The 15,855-nt window shown below is 61.9% G+C and carries 11 protein-coding genes and 1 pseudogene; 5 read left to right on the top strand and 7 right to left on the bottom strand.

The window, feature by feature from the left end; translation table 11 throughout:
- The 4 genes and pseudogenes from AC1D2R_RS28190 to AC1D2R_RS28175 all read left to right on the top strand — a co-directional run.
- A pseudogene (locus tag AC1D2R_RS28190) lies at window positions 1-300 on the top strand (phosphomannomutase); the annotation flags it as partial.
- Between the two features lie 32 nt (window positions 301-332).
- Window positions 333-1,760: a mannose-1-phosphate guanylyltransferase/mannose-6-phosphate isomerase gene (locus tag AC1D2R_RS28185; protein WP_477972610.1), complete on the top strand. Its 1,428-nt coding sequence runs from the start codon at window positions 333-335 to the stop codon at window positions 1,758-1,760.
- Between the two features lie 94 nt (window positions 1,761-1,854).
- Window positions 1,855-3,168, top strand: coding sequence for a UDP-glucose dehydrogenase family protein (locus tag AC1D2R_RS28180; RefSeq protein WP_477972608.1), 1,314 nt, complete (start codon window positions 1,855-1,857; stop codon window positions 3,166-3,168).
- Window positions 3,169-3,170: 2 nt separating this feature from the next.
- Window positions 3,171-4,193, top strand: coding sequence for an NAD-dependent epimerase/dehydratase family protein (locus AC1D2R_RS28175; protein ID WP_477972606.1), 1,023 nt, complete (start codon window positions 3,171-3,173; stop codon window positions 4,191-4,193).
- Window positions 4,194-4,234: 41 nt separating this feature from the next.
- Here the strand turns inward: AC1D2R_RS28175 and AC1D2R_RS28170 are convergent, their stop codons facing one another.
- The 6 genes from AC1D2R_RS28170 to AC1D2R_RS28145 all read right to left on the bottom strand — a co-directional run bounded on the left by AC1D2R_RS28170 (window position 4,235) and on the right by AC1D2R_RS28145 (window position 13,580).
- Window positions 4,235-5,995 (bottom strand): putative bifunctional diguanylate cyclase/phosphodiesterase, encoded by a 1,761-nt coding sequence (locus AC1D2R_RS28170; protein WP_477972604.1) that lies wholly within the window; start codon window positions 5,993-5,995, stop codon window positions 4,235-4,237.
- 187 nt (window positions 5,996-6,182) lie between these two features.
- Window positions 6,183-7,079, bottom strand: coding sequence for an NAD(P)-dependent oxidoreductase (locus AC1D2R_RS28165; protein ID WP_477972602.1), 897 nt, complete (start codon window positions 7,077-7,079; stop codon window positions 6,183-6,185).
- On the bottom strand, window positions 7,079-8,062 hold the full coding sequence (denD, locus tag AC1D2R_RS28160) for a D-erythronate dehydrogenase (protein ID WP_477972601.1): 984 nt from the start codon (window positions 8,060-8,062) through the stop codon (window positions 7,079-7,081). The genes AC1D2R_RS28165 and denD overlap by 1 nt, the downstream gene beginning before the upstream one ends.
- A 137-nt stretch (window positions 8,063-8,199) precedes the next feature.
- On the bottom strand, window positions 8,200-11,400 hold the full coding sequence (locus tag AC1D2R_RS28155) for an efflux RND transporter permease subunit (RefSeq protein WP_477972599.1): 3,201 nt from the start codon (window positions 11,398-11,400) through the stop codon (window positions 8,200-8,202).
- Between the two features lie 131 nt (window positions 11,401-11,531).
- Entirely contained in the window at window positions 11,532-12,722 is a 1,191-nt protein-coding gene (locus AC1D2R_RS28150) for an efflux RND transporter periplasmic adaptor subunit (protein ID WP_477972598.1), read from the bottom strand.
- A gap of 36 nt (window positions 12,723-12,758) precedes the next feature.
- Window positions 12,759-13,580, bottom strand: a complete 822-nt coding sequence (locus AC1D2R_RS28145) for an alpha/beta hydrolase fold domain-containing protein (RefSeq protein ID WP_477972597.1) — start codon at window positions 13,578-13,580, stop codon at window positions 12,759-12,761.
- 167 nt (window positions 13,581-13,747) lie between these two features.
- Here AC1D2R_RS28145 and AC1D2R_RS28140 point away from each other — a divergent pair, with 167 nt between their 5' ends.
- Window positions 13,748-14,659: a LysR family transcriptional regulator gene (locus AC1D2R_RS28140; RefSeq protein WP_477972595.1), complete on the top strand. Its 912-nt coding sequence runs from the start codon at window positions 13,748-13,750 to the stop codon at window positions 14,657-14,659.
- A 287-nt stretch (window positions 14,660-14,946) separates the two neighbouring features.
- Here the strand turns inward: AC1D2R_RS28140 and AC1D2R_RS28135 are convergent, their stop codons facing one another.
- Window positions 14,947-15,849: an SDR family oxidoreductase gene (locus tag AC1D2R_RS28135; RefSeq protein ID WP_477972593.1), complete on the bottom strand. Its 903-nt coding sequence runs from the start codon at window positions 15,847-15,849 to the stop codon at window positions 14,947-14,949.
- Between the last annotated feature and the right edge of the window lie 6 nt (window positions 15,850-15,855).

The raw sequence follows: 15,855 nt of genomic DNA, 5'->3' as shown, positions 1-15,855 counted from the left end.
TTTGCAGCAGCCGACCGGCTCGAGAACTTTCCCGTTGAAACAAGTGCCCGCCTGATGGCGCACTTGCGCGCAGGTTCTGAAAATATTGCCGCCTTTCTGCAGCCGCTCGGCGAGGTGGACAGCGTCAGCGACATCGACGGCCTACGGGTAACGCTCCGGGATCGCCGGATCGTCCATTTAAGACCCTCCGGAAATGCTCCGGAGATGCGTTGCTACATCGAAGCGAAAACGGAGACTGAAGCTGCCGATCTGCTGGCCGCCGGGCTCGGACGCATCCGCCACTGGGCGGACGCAAACTGATGGACCAGATAAACCATTCAAGGACACGCCACATGACGCAAAAGATCGTTCCAGTGATTATGGCCGGCGGCAAGGGTACACGGCTCTGGCCTTTATCGCGCGCCGCAGCGCCCAAGCAGTTCATCCGCTTCATTGGCGACCGCACCCTTTTTCAGGAAACGCTCGCGCGCGTTTCCGACCCGGCGCTTTACGCGGCGCCCGTCGTGCTCACCAACGAGGAGTTCCGCTTCCTGGTGGCCGAACAGGCGCGTGAGCTCGACCTGGCTCTTTCGGCGATCCTTCTCGAACCGATGGCACGCAACACCGCTGCCGCGGTCGCCGCCGCCGCCACGCTGGTACGCGACCGTTTCGGCGAAGATACGATCATGCACGTGTTGGGTTCCGACTACGAGATTGTCGCGGACGGCTCCTATTTCGACGCTGTGCGCATGGCGGCCGCAGCCGCCGCGGACGGCAAGCTGGTGACCTTCGGCATCAAGCCGACCGAGCCCGCAACCGGCTACGGCTATATCGAAGGAGGCGAAACCCTTCCGAGCGGAGCGCAGACGGTCAAGCGCTTCATCGAGAAGCCGCCGCTGGCCAGCGCGGAGGAAATGCTGGCGGCGGGCGGCTTCTACTGGAACTCGGGCATGTTCATGTTCGCCGCCTCGCACCTGCTCAGCGAAATGGGCAGCTATGCACCCGCCGTTCTGAAAGCCGCGAGCGAAGCAGTCCGCCGAAGTGCCACGGATCTCGATTTCATCAGGCTCGACAAGGCCGCCTTTGCAGAGAGCCCCAACATTTCCATCGACTATGCGATCATGGAGAAGACAAGCAATGCCGCGGTCGTCCCCTCGCCTTTCAAGTGGTCTGACCTTGGTAGCTGGGATTCTGTCTGGAAGAGCGGCAGCCGCGATCACCATGGCAATGTCGCAGCCGCCAATACGACCCTCGTCAACACCAAGAACTCGCTTGTCATGACCCACGGCGTACACCTTGCCGTGCAGGGGATGGAGGACATCGCAGTCGTCGCCAGCGAGGATGCCGTCTACGTGGGCCGGCTGCAAGACAGCCAGGACGTCGGCGCCCTCGTCAAGATGCTCGCCTCAATGCCGTCGACCTCGAAGCTGACGGAGACGCATCCCACCTCCTATCGCCCCTGGGGCGGCTATACGTCCATCCTCAACGGCGACCGCTTCCAGGTGAAGCGCATCTTCGTCACCCCGGGCAAGAAGCTTTCGCTCCAGAAGCATCATCACCGCTCGGAACACTGGATCGTCGTCAAGGGAACCGCGGAGGTGACGATTGGCGAGACCGTCCAGATGCTGCGCGAAAACGAGTCGGTCTACATCCCGCTCGGCGAGGTCCATCGGCTGGCCAACCCTGGCAAGATCCTGCTCGAACTGATCGAGGTACAGACCGGTTCCTATCTCGGCGAAGACGACATTATCCGCATCGTCGACGAGTTCGGACGCAACTGAGCGCCTTTGTCTTGAACTTATAAAATTACCTCTGTAACACCATCGCGACCCTGCCGGTCGGCGGGTCGCGGTCGCTGTCCCAGGGAATGAATCCATGCGTATTGTGATGATTGGCTCGGGCTATGTCGGCCTGGTATCCGGCGCCTGCCTTGCCGATTTCGGCCACCATGTGACCTGCGTCGACAAGTCAGCCGCCAAGATCGACGCGCTGGAGGCCGGCGAAGTCCCTATCTTCGAACCGGGCCTGGAAACGATCATCGCCCACAACCGAAGCGCCGGGCGGCTGGACTTCTCCAAGGATGTCGCCGCTCCGGTTGCCGCGGCCGACGTGGTCTTCATTGCTGTCGGCACGCCGTCGCGCCGTGGCGACGGCCATGCGGATCTGACCTATGTCTATGCGGCAGCACGCGAAATCGCCGCCGCTGTAAACGGCTTTACCGTCGTCGTCACCAAATCGACGGTTCCCGTCGGCACCGGCGACGAAATCGAACGCATCTTCCGCGAGGAGTTCCCGGACAAGGACATCGCCGTCGTCTCCAATCCCGAATTCCTGCGGGAAGGTGCAGCGATCACCGACTTCAAGCGGCCCGACCGCATTGTTCTCGGCACCGAGGAGCCCCGTGCCGTGGAGATCATGCGCGAGGTCTATCGCCCGCTCTATCTGAACGAGGCGCCTCTCTATTTCTGCGAGCGCCGCACTTCCGAACTCATCAAGTATGCCGCCAATGCCTTCCTCGCCATGAAGATCACCTTCATCAACGAAATCGCCGACCTCTGCGAACAGATCGGCGCCGATGTACAGAAGGTCGCCAAGGGTATCGGCATGGACAAGCGCATCGGCGACAAGTTCCTGCATGCCGGCCCGGGCTACGGCGGCTCCTGTTTTCCGAAGGACACGCTGGCGCTCGTCAAGACCGCGCAGGATTTCGACAGCCCGGTCCGCCTGATCGAGACGACCGTGGCCATCAACGACAACCGCAAGCGCGCCATGGGCCGCAAGGTCATCGCCGCCTGCGACGGTACCGTGCGCGGCAAGAAGATCGCCATCCTCGGCCTGACCTTCAAGCCGAACACCGACGACATGCGCGACGCCCCCTCGATCACCATCATCCAGGCGCTGCTCGATGGCGGGGCTGCGGTGCACGTCTACGATCCCGAGGGCATGGACGATGCCAAGGACGTTCTGGGACCGGTCACCTACGGCAAGGATCCCTATGAGATCGCCGAAGGTGCCGATGCCGTCGTGCTGATCACCGAGTGGGATGAATTCCGCGCGCTCGATTTCAAGCGCCTGAAGACGCTGGTGCGCAAGCCGGTGCTCGTCGATCTGCGCAATATCTATCCGATCGCCGAAGTCGTCAGGCATGGCTTCAGCTACTTCGCAGTCGGCAAGAAGAGCGGGCAATAGAGATGCGCTATTTCATCACCGGAACCGCCGGTTTCATCGGCTTTCACCTCGCCCGCCGCCTGCTGCAGGACGGCCATGAGGTGACCGGTTTCGACGGTATGACGCACTATTACAACATCAACTTGAAGCACATGCGCAACGCCGCGCTGGCGCAGTTTCCGGCGTTCCGCCCTGTGACCGCGATGCTGGAGGATCGCACGGCGCTCGAACACGCCGTGGCAGCCGCCAAGCCCGACATCATGATCCATCTCGCGGCCCAGGCCGGCGTCCGCTATAGCAACGAAAATCCGCAGGCCTACCTGTCGTCGAACCTGGTGGGGTCGTGGAACATCCTGGAGATCGCCAAGAATGCGGGCGTCGCCCACCTGTTGCTCGCCTCCACCTCTTCGATCTACGGCGCCAATCCGACAGTGCCGTTCCGCGAGACTGATCGTGCCGACGAGCCGCTGACCTTCTACGCCGCGACGAAGAAGTCGATGGAGCTGATGGCGCACAGCTATTCGCACCTTCACAAGATCCCGACCACCGCATTCCGTTTCTTCACGGTCTACGGCCCCTGGGGCAGGCCCGATATGGCCCTCTTCAAATTCGTCAAGAACATGTTGGAGGACCAGCCGATCGAGATCTATGGCGAAGGCAAGATGAGCCGGGATTTCACCTACATAGACGACCTGGTCGAATCGATAGTCCGGCTCTCGGCAATCATTCCATCGGAGGCCAACCGGGTCGCTGACGAGCGCGTCGAAACGCTGTCGCACCAGGCGCCGTTTCGGATCGTCAACCTTGGTGGCGGCCAACCGACCAGCCTCTTGGACTTCGTCGATACCGTCGAGAAGGCGCTCGCGCGGCCCGCCAGGCGCATCATGCTGCCGATGCAGAAGGGTGACGTGCCGCGCACCTTCGCCAGTCCCGATCTCCTGTTGGCGCTTACCGGCTACAAGCCCGACACGGCCCTCGCCGTCGGTGTCTCAGCCTTCGTCGATTGGTATCTCGAAGCCAGAGCCGAACTCGACACGCCGGCATAGCCGCCGCAATGAAGGCGTTGGACGTGCCTCACCGCTGCCGGCTAACCGGCAACCGGTGTGGCAAACATTTGATCTATCTCCGACGCCGGAAGCGGACGACCAAGCGCAAAGCCCTGCAACGTTTCGCAACCGAGCTTGGCAAGCGTCGTAGCGTGTCCTTCGGTTTCGACCCCTTCGGCAATGACCTTGACACCCAGGGTCTTGGCAATGTCGACGATCGACTTGACGACGCGGCGCTGCTCGTCGGAGGTGTCGATTGCATCGACAAGCTGCCGGTCGATCTTCAGCCTCGTCGGCCGCAGCCGGACAAGCCCGATCAGCGAAGCGTGGCCCGAGCCGAAATCGTCGATCTCGATCTCGATTCCCATCTGCTTGATCTGCTCGACGCTCTGAAGCATTTCGTCGTCGCAATCGTCGAGGAAGATCGTCTCGACAAGCTCGAAGACAATGGCGTTCTGCGGAATGTCGAGGCTCAGCAGATCGTCCTTCAAGCGGGGGTCATAGAGGCGCTGGCCGGAAATGTTTACGGCGATCCGGGGCACCGGCAAACCACGCCCCTCCCATTCGAGGCGATCCTCCAGCACGCGCCTCAGGATCGCAGCATCGATATCGCCCGAAAGACCGTATTCATCTGCGACCTTCAGAAAATCTCCGGGCAATAGGATCCCCCGTTCCGCGTGTTGCCATCGAACAAGGGCTTCAAGGCCGACAATCTCGCGCGTGCGGGCATCGAGCTGCACCTGGTAGAATGGAACGAACTCGCCCGCCTCAAGCGCAAGCTTCAGCTCTTCCCCGATCCGGCGCTTGGCCATGAGTTCGTCCTTCAGCTGTTGCGCGAAGAACTCTATGCGATCGCGCCCGGAGGCCTTTGCCTGGTACAGCGCGATATCGGACTCGGCCAGCAGGTTGGATTCGCTGCGGTCCGCACACCACGAAATCCCTATGGATGCCCCCGACTGCAGCAAATCCGCACCGAAGCGTATTTTCTTGCGCAAGCGCCGCTGCACGTCTCGTGCGATCTGCCGCAGCACGTCCACGCTCCCGAAATTGATCAGGATGATGACGAATTCGTCGCCTCCGATGCGTGCTGCGACGCTGCCGTCCGGAAGCGCGGCCTCGATCCGCATGGCTGCCGCCTTCAACACGCTATCGCCGGCCTCATGGCCATACCCGTCATTGATCTGCTTGAACTCGTCGAGATCGAGGTGCAGCACGGCGAGCGTTGAGACCGCCGGATCCTCGGACAATTGCGCCAGTCGCTTGTCGAAAAGCCGACGGTTCGGCAGGCCTGTCAGGTAGTCGTGCTCGGCGGCATACTCGATACGGGCGGCACTCTGTTCCAAAGCGAGTGCACGCGCTTCGGCGACCGCTCGCTGGCGAGCCGCCTCGGCATTGAGACGGACGTCCGCCGTCACATCCCATTCCGCGCCGATGAAGGAAGGCGCTCCCTCCTCGCTGACATAGAAATGCGCCCGCGACCGGATATATCGAACATCGCCGTCCGGCCAGACGATGCGGAACTCGGAGTTATACTGGCCGCGCCTCGCCACAGCGTCGCTGAATTCGCGTTCGGCACGCTCGCGATCGTCGGGATGAATGGCATCGGACCACACCACCGTCGCAACAAGCCCGCTCTTGCGACCCGTTTGGTAGAGACGGTGCATCTGTGTGTCCCATGAGATTTCGTGCTTCTCCAGGTCGTGCTGCCATACACCGATTTGCGACGCGTCGAGCGCGAGCTCAAGGCGGCGCAAGAGATCCTGAAATTCCCGCTCGGATCGTTTGGAATCGTTAGGGACCAAAGCCGTCTAAGCCTCATGCAGCTTCAAAGCAACAGACCTCCACGTGCCCGACGAGGCGTTCTGTATGTGCCGACCAATCGCTGCGCTAGAGTTTAGTGAGAACCCTCTAAAAATCCATCAATGATTGTGCCGCGCCTCATCATCATTTCTGCTTATCCAATCCATGCCTCGCCGGATCGCTTGTGAGTCACGGCCGCTTTCGCGAGCGTGCGTTCTTCTCTTCAAGATGCAGCAGCAACCCGCTGTGATCGATCTCTCCGCCGCCGCCTTCGACAAAGGCGGCAAATTCCGCGCGAACGCCTTCGGTGAGCGGCAAGGTCAGCGATAGCCTTTCGGCCTCTGCGATAATGTTGTTCAGATCTTTCAGCTGCAGCTTCGATGGACCCGCGTGACCGAAATTGCGCTCGACCATCCGCTGGCCATGAATGTCGAGGATCCGGCTTTCTGCAAAACCGCCGCGGATCGCCCGGCGAAATGCCTCGCGCGAGCCGCCGCCGGCCTCGACCAGCATCATGGCCTCGGCTATGGCGCCGATCGTCACTGCGACGATCTGCTGATTTCCCAGCTTGGCAAGCTGGCCCGTGCCGCTCGGCCCGACATGGGTGACACGACCGAGCGGCGCGAAGACGTCCGCGACCTCCTCGACATCGCCCGCGCCGCCGCCCGCCATGATCGCGAGCGTTCCGGCCGCCGCCCCGACGACACCGCCGGAGACCGGCGCATCGAGGTGCCGGATGCCCTGTTCAGCCAGTCTCGCCGCATGCTCGCGCGCGGCTTCCGGTGCAATCGAGCTCGAGTCGATGACGACGGCTCGCGCTTCAAGGGCGGGAGCGACGCCTTGCGAAAACAGGACATCCCCCACCGCCTTGCCGTCGCTCAGCATCAGGAACACGACGGAAGCCCCCCTCACCGCCTCTGCGGCCGTATCGGCGACGACCGCGCCATCCTCAAGAAGCGCTTCGGCCTTTGTCCTGTCGCGGTTCCACACCGTAACGGCGAACCCGGTTTGCAGCAGGCGGCGCACCATCGGCGCGCCCATGAGCCCGGTCCCCAGAAACGCGATCCTGCGCACCGTGTCCACCATCAGAGATTTCCTCCCATTTCATCATCGATATGCGCCCGGATGATATCGTCGAACGACGCATCGGCCTTGAAGCCCAGCTCCGTCGCTCGCCGCGCCTCGAATGCCTGCGGCCACCCCGCGACGATCTTCATGACCAGTGCATCGGGTTCGCGGCGGATCAGGCCGACGGCTTCGCGGCCCGCAACGCGCCGCAGGGCATCGATCTGATCTGCCACCGTGGCGCTGACACCCGGCATCGTCAGGTTGCGCCGCGAGCCCAGGGGCTGGAGATCAATGCTGGCGGCATGAACGAGGAAGCCGACGGCGGAGCGCGGCGACGCGTGCCAGTGGCGGACCGTATCCGGCACTGGCAGGATTGCCGGCTGCCCGGCAAGCGGTTCACGCAATATGCCGGAGAAGAAGCCGGATGCCGCCTTGTTCGGCTTGCCGGGGCGAATGCAGATCGTCGGCAATCGAATGCCGATGCCATCGATGAATCCGCGGCGGGTATAGTCCGCGAGCAACAGCTCGCCCATCGCCTTCTGTGTGCCGTAGCTCGTCAGTGGCGTCAGATTGAAATCGTCCGGTATTACCTCCGGGAATGGCGCGCCGAAGACCGCGATGGACGACGTGAAGACCACGCATGGCCGGTACCCGTCCTGAAGGTGGGCAAGACGGATCGCCTCGAACAGCAGACGTGTCCCATCGAGGTTGATTCCATATCCCTTTTCGAAATCCAGCTCCGCCTCGCCCGAAACGATAGCCGCAAGGTGGAAAATCACATCCGGCCTGGCTTTGACAAGGTGCGCCGCCTGCCCGGGGCTCGATATGTCGGCAGCACTCGTGTCGAAGCGGCCGCCAAAGCCTTGCGGCACGGCGGGCTCGATCACGTCGACGAGCGAAAGACGCGAAACGACCTGCCCTGCCAAGCGGTTATCGGACACCAGCCGCGCCGTCAACTTGCGCCCGATCATGCCGGCAGCCCCGACGATCGCAATATGCATTGAACGCCTCCATCAACCGATACCGCGCGCGACTCCTCTCGCCCGATGTACGTCAATCAAGACTAGCCGTAGGATCGGCGCATGAAAATAGAAAAGGCGGGATCATGCCCCGCCTTTTGCGTTCGTGACAACGGATCCTACTCGGCAGCCAGTCGTATCACCTCTGCGCCGCCCTCGTCTTGATGCTCCTCCTTGTGCTGCACCAGTGCACGGTTGCCCGTCAGCTTGCGGATCAGCACGTAGAAAACAGGCGTCATGAAGATGCCGAAGAAGGTGACCCCGATCATGCCCGAGAACACCGCGACGCCCATGGCCGCACGCATCTCTGCGCCGGCACCCGTCGAAGTGACCAGCGGCACGACGCCCATGATGAAGGCCATCGAGGTCATCAGGATCGGACGCAGGCGCAGCCGGCTTGCCTCGACCGCCGCCTGAACCGGCGTCCGTCCCTCGAACTCCAGCTCGCGGGCAAACTCCACGATCAAGATCGCGTTCTTCGCCGAGAGACCTACAAGGACGATGAGGCCGATCTGCGTGAAGATGTTGTTATCTCCACCGGTGAGCCAGACGCCGGTCAAGGCGGCCAGAACACCCATCGGCACGATCATGATGATCGCCAGCGGCAGCGTCAGGCTTTCATACTGGGCGGCAAGCACCAGATAGACCAGCAGCAGCGCCAGCGGGAAGACGAGCACGCCCGAGCTTCCGGCAAGGATCTGCTGGTAGGTCAGGTCCGTCCATTCGTAGCCGATGCCCTTCGGCAGTGTCTCGTCCGCAATCCTCTCGATCGCCGCCTGCGCCTGGCCCGACGAGAAGCCCGGTGCCGGACCGCCGTTGATGTCGGCGGCCAGGAAGCCGTTGTAGCGGTTCGTTCGTTCCGGCCCGGTGGTGGCATCGACCTTCAGCAGCGCCGAGAGCGGGATCATCTGGCCCGATGCCGAGCGAACCTTCAACTGGCCGATATCGTCCGCGGTCGCACGGAACTTGGCATCGGCCTGCACCCGGACGCTGTAGGTGCGGCCGAAGGCGTTGAAGTCGTTCACATAGAGCGAACCGAGGTAGATCTGGAGCGTTTCGAACACATCGGTCACCGATACGCCGAGCTGTTCCGCCTTGGCGCGATCGAGGTCCGCATAGAGCTGCGGCACGTTGATCTGGTAGCTGGAGAACAACCCCGCCAGTTCCGGCGACTGATAGGCCTTGGCAAGGAATGCCTTGTTGGCCTCATCGAGTGCCTGGTAGCCGAGGCCTGCACGATCCTCGAGCTGCAGCTTGAAGCCGCCGGTCGTGCCGAGACCCTGGACGGGCGGCGGCGGGAACATGGCGATGAAGGCATCCTGGATCGCACCGAACTTCTGGTTCAGCTGCATGGCGATCGCACCGCCCGAGAGATCGGGCGTCCTGCGCTCGTCGAACGGCTTCAGGCTGACGAAGACGATACCGGCGTTCGAGCTGTTGGTGAAGCCGTTGATCGAAAGGCCCGGAAACGCGATGGCGTGCTCGACGCCCGGCTGCTTCAGGGCGATGTCGCTCATGCGCTTGATGACGTCTTCGGTGCGGTCGAGGCTTGCAGCATCCGGCAGCTGTGCGAAGCCGATCAGATATTGCTTGTCCTGCGCCGGAACGAAGCCGCCGGGAACGGCATTGAAAAGGCCATAAGTCGCTCCGGCCAATGCGAGGTAGATCACCATGACGATGCTCTTTCTCGACAACAGACCGCCGACACCCTTGCCGTAGGCGTTCGAACCGGCACTGAAGGCGCGGTTGAAGCCCCGGAAGAACCAGCCGAAGACGAAGTCCATGCCCCGCGTCAGCCAATCCTTCGGTGCGTGATGGTCCTTGAGAAGAAGGGCCGCCAGAGCCGGAGACAGCGTCAGCGAGTTGATGGCCGAGATGACGGTCGAGATCGCGATCGTCAGCGCGAACTGGCGATAGAACTGTCCGGACAAGCCGGTGATGAAGGCCAGCGGCACGAAGACGGCCACCAGAACCAGCGCGATCGCAACGATCGGGCCGGACACTTCCTTCATTGCGCGATAGGTCGCCTCACGCGGACTGAGCCCGTTTTCGATATTGCGTTCGACGTTTTCCACGACGACGATAGCGTCGTCCACGACGATGCCGATAGCCAGCACGAGCCCAAAGAGACTAAGCGCGTTGATCGAGAAGCCGAAGACATACATGACTGCGAACGTACCGATGATCGATACCGGAACCGCAATCAGCGGAATGATCGACGCGCGCCACGTCTGCAGGAAGAGAATGACGACGATGACGACCAGCGCGATCGCTTCCAATAGCGTGTCAACCACCTTCTCGATCGAGGCACGGACGAACTTCGTCGTATCGTAGACGATCTCGTACTTCACGCCCTCAGGCATCGCCAGCTGCAGCTCGTTCATGGTCTTGACGACCTCGTCCGAGATGGTGATGGCGTTGGAGCCCGGCGCCTGGAAGACCGGGATGGCGACCGCCGCCTTGCTGTCGAGCAGCGAACGCAGCGAGTAATCGGCGGCACCAAGCTCGACGCGGGCGACATCGCGCAGGCGGGTGATCTCGCCATTTGCGCCGCTCTTGACGATGATGTTGCCGAACTCTTCCGGTGTCTGAAGACGGCCCTGCGCGTTGACGTTCAGCTGGACGTCGATGCCCCGCAGGCTCGGCGATGCGCCGATGGTACCGGCGGCCGCTTGGACGTTCTGCTGGCGGATGGCGTTGGTGATGTCGCTTGCGGCAAGGCCATGTTCGGCCGCCTTCTGCGGATCGATCCAGACGCGCATCGAGTAATCGCCCGAACCGAAGATCTGCACCTGGCCAACGCCCTGGATGCGTGCCAGCCGATCCTTCACGTTCAAGACACCGTAGTTGCGCAGATAGGTGATGTCGTAACGGTTGTCAGGCGAGGTCAGGTTCACGACCATCATCAGGTCAGGCGAACTCTTGACCGTGGTGACGCCGATGCTCTTCACCTCTTCCGGAAGGCGGGGTTCTGCCTGCGAGACGCGGTTCTGGACGAGCTGCTGTGCCTGATCGGGGTCGGTGCCGAGCTTGAAGGTGACGGTGAGCGTCATCACGCCGTCCGATGTCGCCTGGCTGGACATGTAAAGCATGCCCTCGACGCCATTGATCTGCTCTTCGAGCGGCGTGGCGACGGTTTCGGCGATCACCTTCGGGTTGGCTCCGGGATAGGTGGCGCGCACGACGATCGACGGCGGGACGACTTCCGGATATTCGGATATCGGCAGCGATCGCATGCCGATGAGGCCGGCGACGACGATGAGGACCGACAGAACCCCGGCGAACACAGGGCGGTCGACAAAGAATCTTGAGATGTTCATTTCAAAGCCCTCTCCGGGATGAAATTGGGATGCAACGGCCCTCTCCGGCGGTTGGGATGCCGCCGGTGGGTCAGGTCATTTCGAGTGAAATCCCTTTCTCCGCCGAGGAGAAGGGAGATCCAACAAGCGGCCTACTGAGCGGCCGCGACTTTCTCTTCCATCTGCGGCGCCACGACCGCGCCGGGACGAATGCGCTGCAAGCCGTTGACGACAATCTTGTCGCCGACCGCAAGGCCGCTTTCGACAACGCGCTCACCCTCGGCAGCTATGCCGAGCTGTACCGGCCGGTAGCTCACCTTGTTCTCGCCATCGACGACGAAGACGAATTTCTTGTCCTGGTCGGTGCCGATGGCGCGCTCGCTGATCAGCACCTTGTTCTCAGCCTTGGGCTGGCCCATCCGGACGCGGACGAACTGGCCGGGGATCAGTTTGCCGCCCGGATTGTCGAAGACGGCGCGAACACCGATCGTACCGCTTGCGGCATCGACCTGGTTGTCGATCAGCTGCAGCTTGCCCTTGATCGGCGTACCCTGATCGGCAAGCGTGCCGACTTCGACGGGAACCTGTTCGAGGGCGGGCACTGCACCGTCGCCGGCAGGAAGCTGCGCGAGCGCCTTGGCGACCATCTCTTCGCTGGCATTGAAGCTGGCGTAGATGGGATCGACGGAGACGAGCGTCGTAAGTGCCGGCGAGGTCGATCCTGCCGCAACCAGGTTGCCGACGGTGATCTCGAACTTGCCAACGCGCCCCGCGACCGGTGCGCGGACTTCTGTGTAGCCAAGCTCCAGCTGAGCCGATTGAAGGGCGGCCTGGGCAGTACGTTGCCCAGCCTGCGCTTCGGTAAACGCATTCTGGCGCTGGTCCATGTCGCTTTGCGAAATGGTCTTGTTTTCGGAAAGCCTGCGGCCGCGTTCAAGCTCGATCTGCGAGAGATTGACCTTTGCTTCGGCGGAAGCCAGCTGCCCTTCCGCCTGCGAGACGGCGGCCTGGTATGGCGAAGGATCGATGGTGAAGAGCAGATCGCCCGCCTTTACCAGCGCCCCTTCGCGGAAGTGAACCGACTGGACGGCACCGGCAACGCGCGAACGGATCTGTACGCGGTCGACGGCTTCAAGCCGGCCCGAGAATTCTTCCCAGTTGGTGATGTCGCGGCTGGCGACGACGGCAACCGTTACCGGCACAGCGGGAGCCTGTGCTGGAGCGGAAGCGGCCGTGGCGGTCGCGCTCATCGGCAGTTCGAAAAAGATGGCTGCGGCCGAAACGGACGCAGCAAGGCCCAAGCCGGCGCCCACAAGGGCCCAGCGCTTCTTACTGGACGTCATTGGTACTCTCCTTACGGCCCTCACGGCCGGAAATGATCAGTTCGTCTTCAATGCAATGGGTTGAACGCTAAGGGTCTTGACGAAGCTTGCGAACTCGCTGCTGACAGTTTCCTGCCAGGTGGAAGCCTCTTCGGACGTCCCGCCATAAATAGATGGCCAGCCTGTCCCGGCGGGAAGGACATGCTGACGAACTCCGACGCCTGCCTGCTTGAGGCGATCGGCATAGCCGAGCGCCTCGTCGCGGAGCGGATCGTCTTCAGCCGAAAAAACCAGTGCAGGCGCAACGCCCGAAATACGCGAACACAGACACGGTGCCGCATAGGGATGGCAGCCGCCACCGCTGAGATAATGGCTCCAGCCTTCGGCCCAGCGCTGACGCATGCCGATGCCGTCGGCCTTTCGAATGGACGACGTTCCCATGAAGGGATCAAGCAGCGGCGAAATCAGGATCTGACCGTCGAGCGCGTCGGCATAATGGTCGCGCGCCTTGAACGCGACACCGGCCGCAATGTTGCCGCCCGCTTCCTCGCCGGCAACCAACAGGAGCGAATTGCGATCGCCGAGACCCGACGCGCGCTTGTTTGCCATGTAGGAAAACAGCGAATAGCCGACTTCCAGTGGCTTCGGGAAGACATTGCCGAGCGGCGCGTTATAATCTGCGACGACGACGATCGCACCGGTGCTTGCAATAGTTTCAGCAACGGGGCTGTCCTTGACGCCAGACTGCTGAAACGCGCCACCGTGGAAAAACAGCACAATGGGCGAACCCTTGCCATATTCGGCGCCCTGATAGACGCGTGCAGAAACGGGGCCGATGGCCACCTTTTCAAACACCATGTCTTTCACCTGCACCGCCATCGCTCCGGCTTTCGCTTCATCGGTGTAACGTATTGCTTGCCGCCACGGCTTGCAATTTCTGAAAAAAAGATATTGTTATTCCAGTCTCGGAATAAGAAGCGCCATCGCGATTACACTGTTCCGAATTTCGAACAATACCGCAGTGCAACCTTCTTAGGTGTTTTCCGATGGACCAGCTCTCGGCAATGCGCGCCTTCATTCGCGTCGTAGAGACGGGCAATTTCACACGGGCCGCCGACACGCTCGCCATGCCCAAGGCGACGGTGACCAATCTTATTCAAGGGCTTGAGGCGCATCTGCACACCAAGCTTCTCAACCGCACCACCCGACGCGTCATGGTAACGACAGACGGCGCGCTCTATTACGAACGAGCGGCACAAATCGTTTCCGAACTCGAAGAGCTGGACGGAAGCCTGACGAACTCGCAGGGCCTTCCGAGCGGACGCCTGCGCGTCGAGATGGCCGGCGCCTTTGCGGACTGGATCGTCGTGCCTGCGCTCTGCGATTTCTACCAGAAATATCCTGATATCCGCATCGATCTCGGCGTCGGGGACCGGACTGTGGACTATCTCGCGGAGAACGTGGACTGCGCGCTGCGCGCCGGCACGCCGGCCGACCAGTCCCTGATCGCAAGACGCGTCTCGGAAGTCGATCTGATCACCTGCGCTTCGCCGCTCTACCTCGAGAAATTCGGCAGGCCGGAGCGGCCGGAAGATCTTGAAAACGATCATTATTCCGTGAGCTATTTTCGCGCACAGACCAACCGGACGCTTCCGTTCGAGTTCCGCAAGGATAACGAACAACTGGAGATCAGCCCGCGTTACATGGTGTCGGTCAACGACAGCAGAACCTTCGTGACCGCAGCAATGACCGGCCTCGGTATTGCGCAGCTGCCTCGCTTCATGATCCGCGAGGCGTTGGCAAAGGGAGAACTGGTGCAGGTGCTGCCGGAATGGAACCGCGAACCGCTCGCGCTCTACATCGTTTATCCGCCCAACCGACACCTAAGCAACAAGGTACGCGTCTTCGTGGATTGGTTGGTCAAGCTCTTGGTGGAAGCCAAGCTAAACGAGACCTGACAGAAGTGCGGCCCGGAAGGGAATTCCTTCGACGGGCCGCAACTGTCTGATTTTTATTTTATTCTTGCATGGCCTGCCGCGTCACCAGGGGAAATGGCCCAGCAGGTATTTGAGGCCGGAGATCCGGGATTGGAGGCGTCCCGGCTGCCCCTACTCCGCTAATATAGACAATACGAATACAAATGTAAGAGCCCATTGTCTCGCTCGATCATTCGCGGAAGTGAACAATGCCGGCCAGGAGGGCCAGCTTTCGATCCTGAAAGCCGGCGCGGGGGGCTTGCATGGTCTCAACCGATAGTCGCCGGCTTCAGCAGATCGCCGAGACCTATATTGCGGAACATCTCCGCCCGGACACGGTCAGCAACGCCGTTGACAATCTCGGCGCCATCCTGAGACGGATCGACGTGGACGCGGAAGGGGCGCTTGCCGAACGGCATGGCGACGACATCGACGATGGCAACCGCGACGGAGCCTGCGTCGGCATCCTCTGGCTCAAGGGCAGCCAGACCTTGCAATGCCTGTTCCGGCACGCCCTTGTAGGGGCCCTCGTTGTATTCGGCGGTCCGCGCCGTGTCGGCCGGCGAGCCTGCATGGGCGAAATGGTTGGTACCCTTGGTGAAAGCGCCGGGAACGATGATCGACGTCTCGATGCCCCACCGGGTCAGCTCGGCAGCGTAGGAAACGGCCAGCGAATCCATCGCTGCCTTGGCTGCGAAGTAGGGCGAGAGATAGGGAGGCGTTCCGCCGCGGGTGCTGGAGTAAGAGACCCAGACGACCAGGCCCCTACCCTGCTTGCGCAGGTAGGGAAGTGCTGCACGGTTCACCCGCTGCGTGGAGAGCACGTTGATGTCGAAAAGTTCGGCAAACTGTTCCGGTGTGAACGCTTCCGCCGGGCCGAACGACATATGGCCGGCATTGTGGATGACGACGTCGAGGCGGCCGGCCTCGGCGATGATCTTGGCGATGCCTTCTTCGACGGAGGCGTCCGAGGCAACATCGAGTTCTACCGAGCGCAGGTCCACGCCGTTCTCCTTGGCGAAGGCTGCGGCATCGGCCACCGCCGTGGCGTTGCGACCTTCCGTGGCGCGCATGCCGGCGTAGACGATATGACCTTCGCTGGCGAGAGCGCGGGCGGTGAGAGCGCCGAAGCCGCTGGATGCACCGGTGATGACGATAACTTGCTTGCTCATTGTCGT

This window comes from Rhizobium sp. P1_C7 (genome assembly GCF_056406295.1).
Note: the sequence above shows the minus strand (reverse complement) of the source record. Positions and strands in the feature narration are given on the sequence as shown.

Coding starts and splice junctions, on each gene's coding strand:
- denD (WP_477972601.1), bottom strand. CDS start 8,062: ATGCATATTGCGATCGTCGGGGCTGCCGGCATGATCGGGCGCAAGTTG.
- AC1D2R_RS28140 (WP_477972595.1), top strand. CDS start 13,748: ATGGACCAGCTCTCGGCAATGCGCGCCTTCATTCGCGTCGTAGAGACG.
- AC1D2R_RS28150 (WP_477972598.1), bottom strand. CDS start 12,722: ATGACGTCCAGTAAGAAGCGCTGGGCCCTTGTGGGCGCCGGCTTGGGC.
- AC1D2R_RS28135 (WP_477972593.1), bottom strand. CDS start 15,849: ATGAGCAAGCAAGTTATCGTCATCACCGGTGCATCCAGCGGCTTCGGC.
- AC1D2R_RS28185 (WP_477972610.1), top strand. CDS start 333: ATGACGCAAAAGATCGTTCCAGTGATTATGGCCGGCGGCAAGGGTACA.
- AC1D2R_RS28165 (WP_477972602.1), bottom strand. CDS start 7,079: ATGGTGGACACGGTGCGCAGGATCGCGTTTCTGGGGACCGGGCTCATG.
- AC1D2R_RS28175 (WP_477972606.1), top strand. CDS start 3,171: ATGCGCTATTTCATCACCGGAACCGCCGGTTTCATCGGCTTTCACCTC.
- AC1D2R_RS28155 (WP_477972599.1), bottom strand. CDS start 11,400: ATGAACATCTCAAGATTCTTTGTCGACCGCCCTGTGTTCGCCGGGGTT.
- AC1D2R_RS28145 (WP_477972597.1), bottom strand. CDS start 13,580: ATGGCGGTGCAGGTGAAAGACATGGTGTTTGAAAAGGTGGCCATCGGC.
- AC1D2R_RS28180 (WP_477972608.1), top strand. CDS start 1,855: ATGCGTATTGTGATGATTGGCTCGGGCTATGTCGGCCTGGTATCCGGC.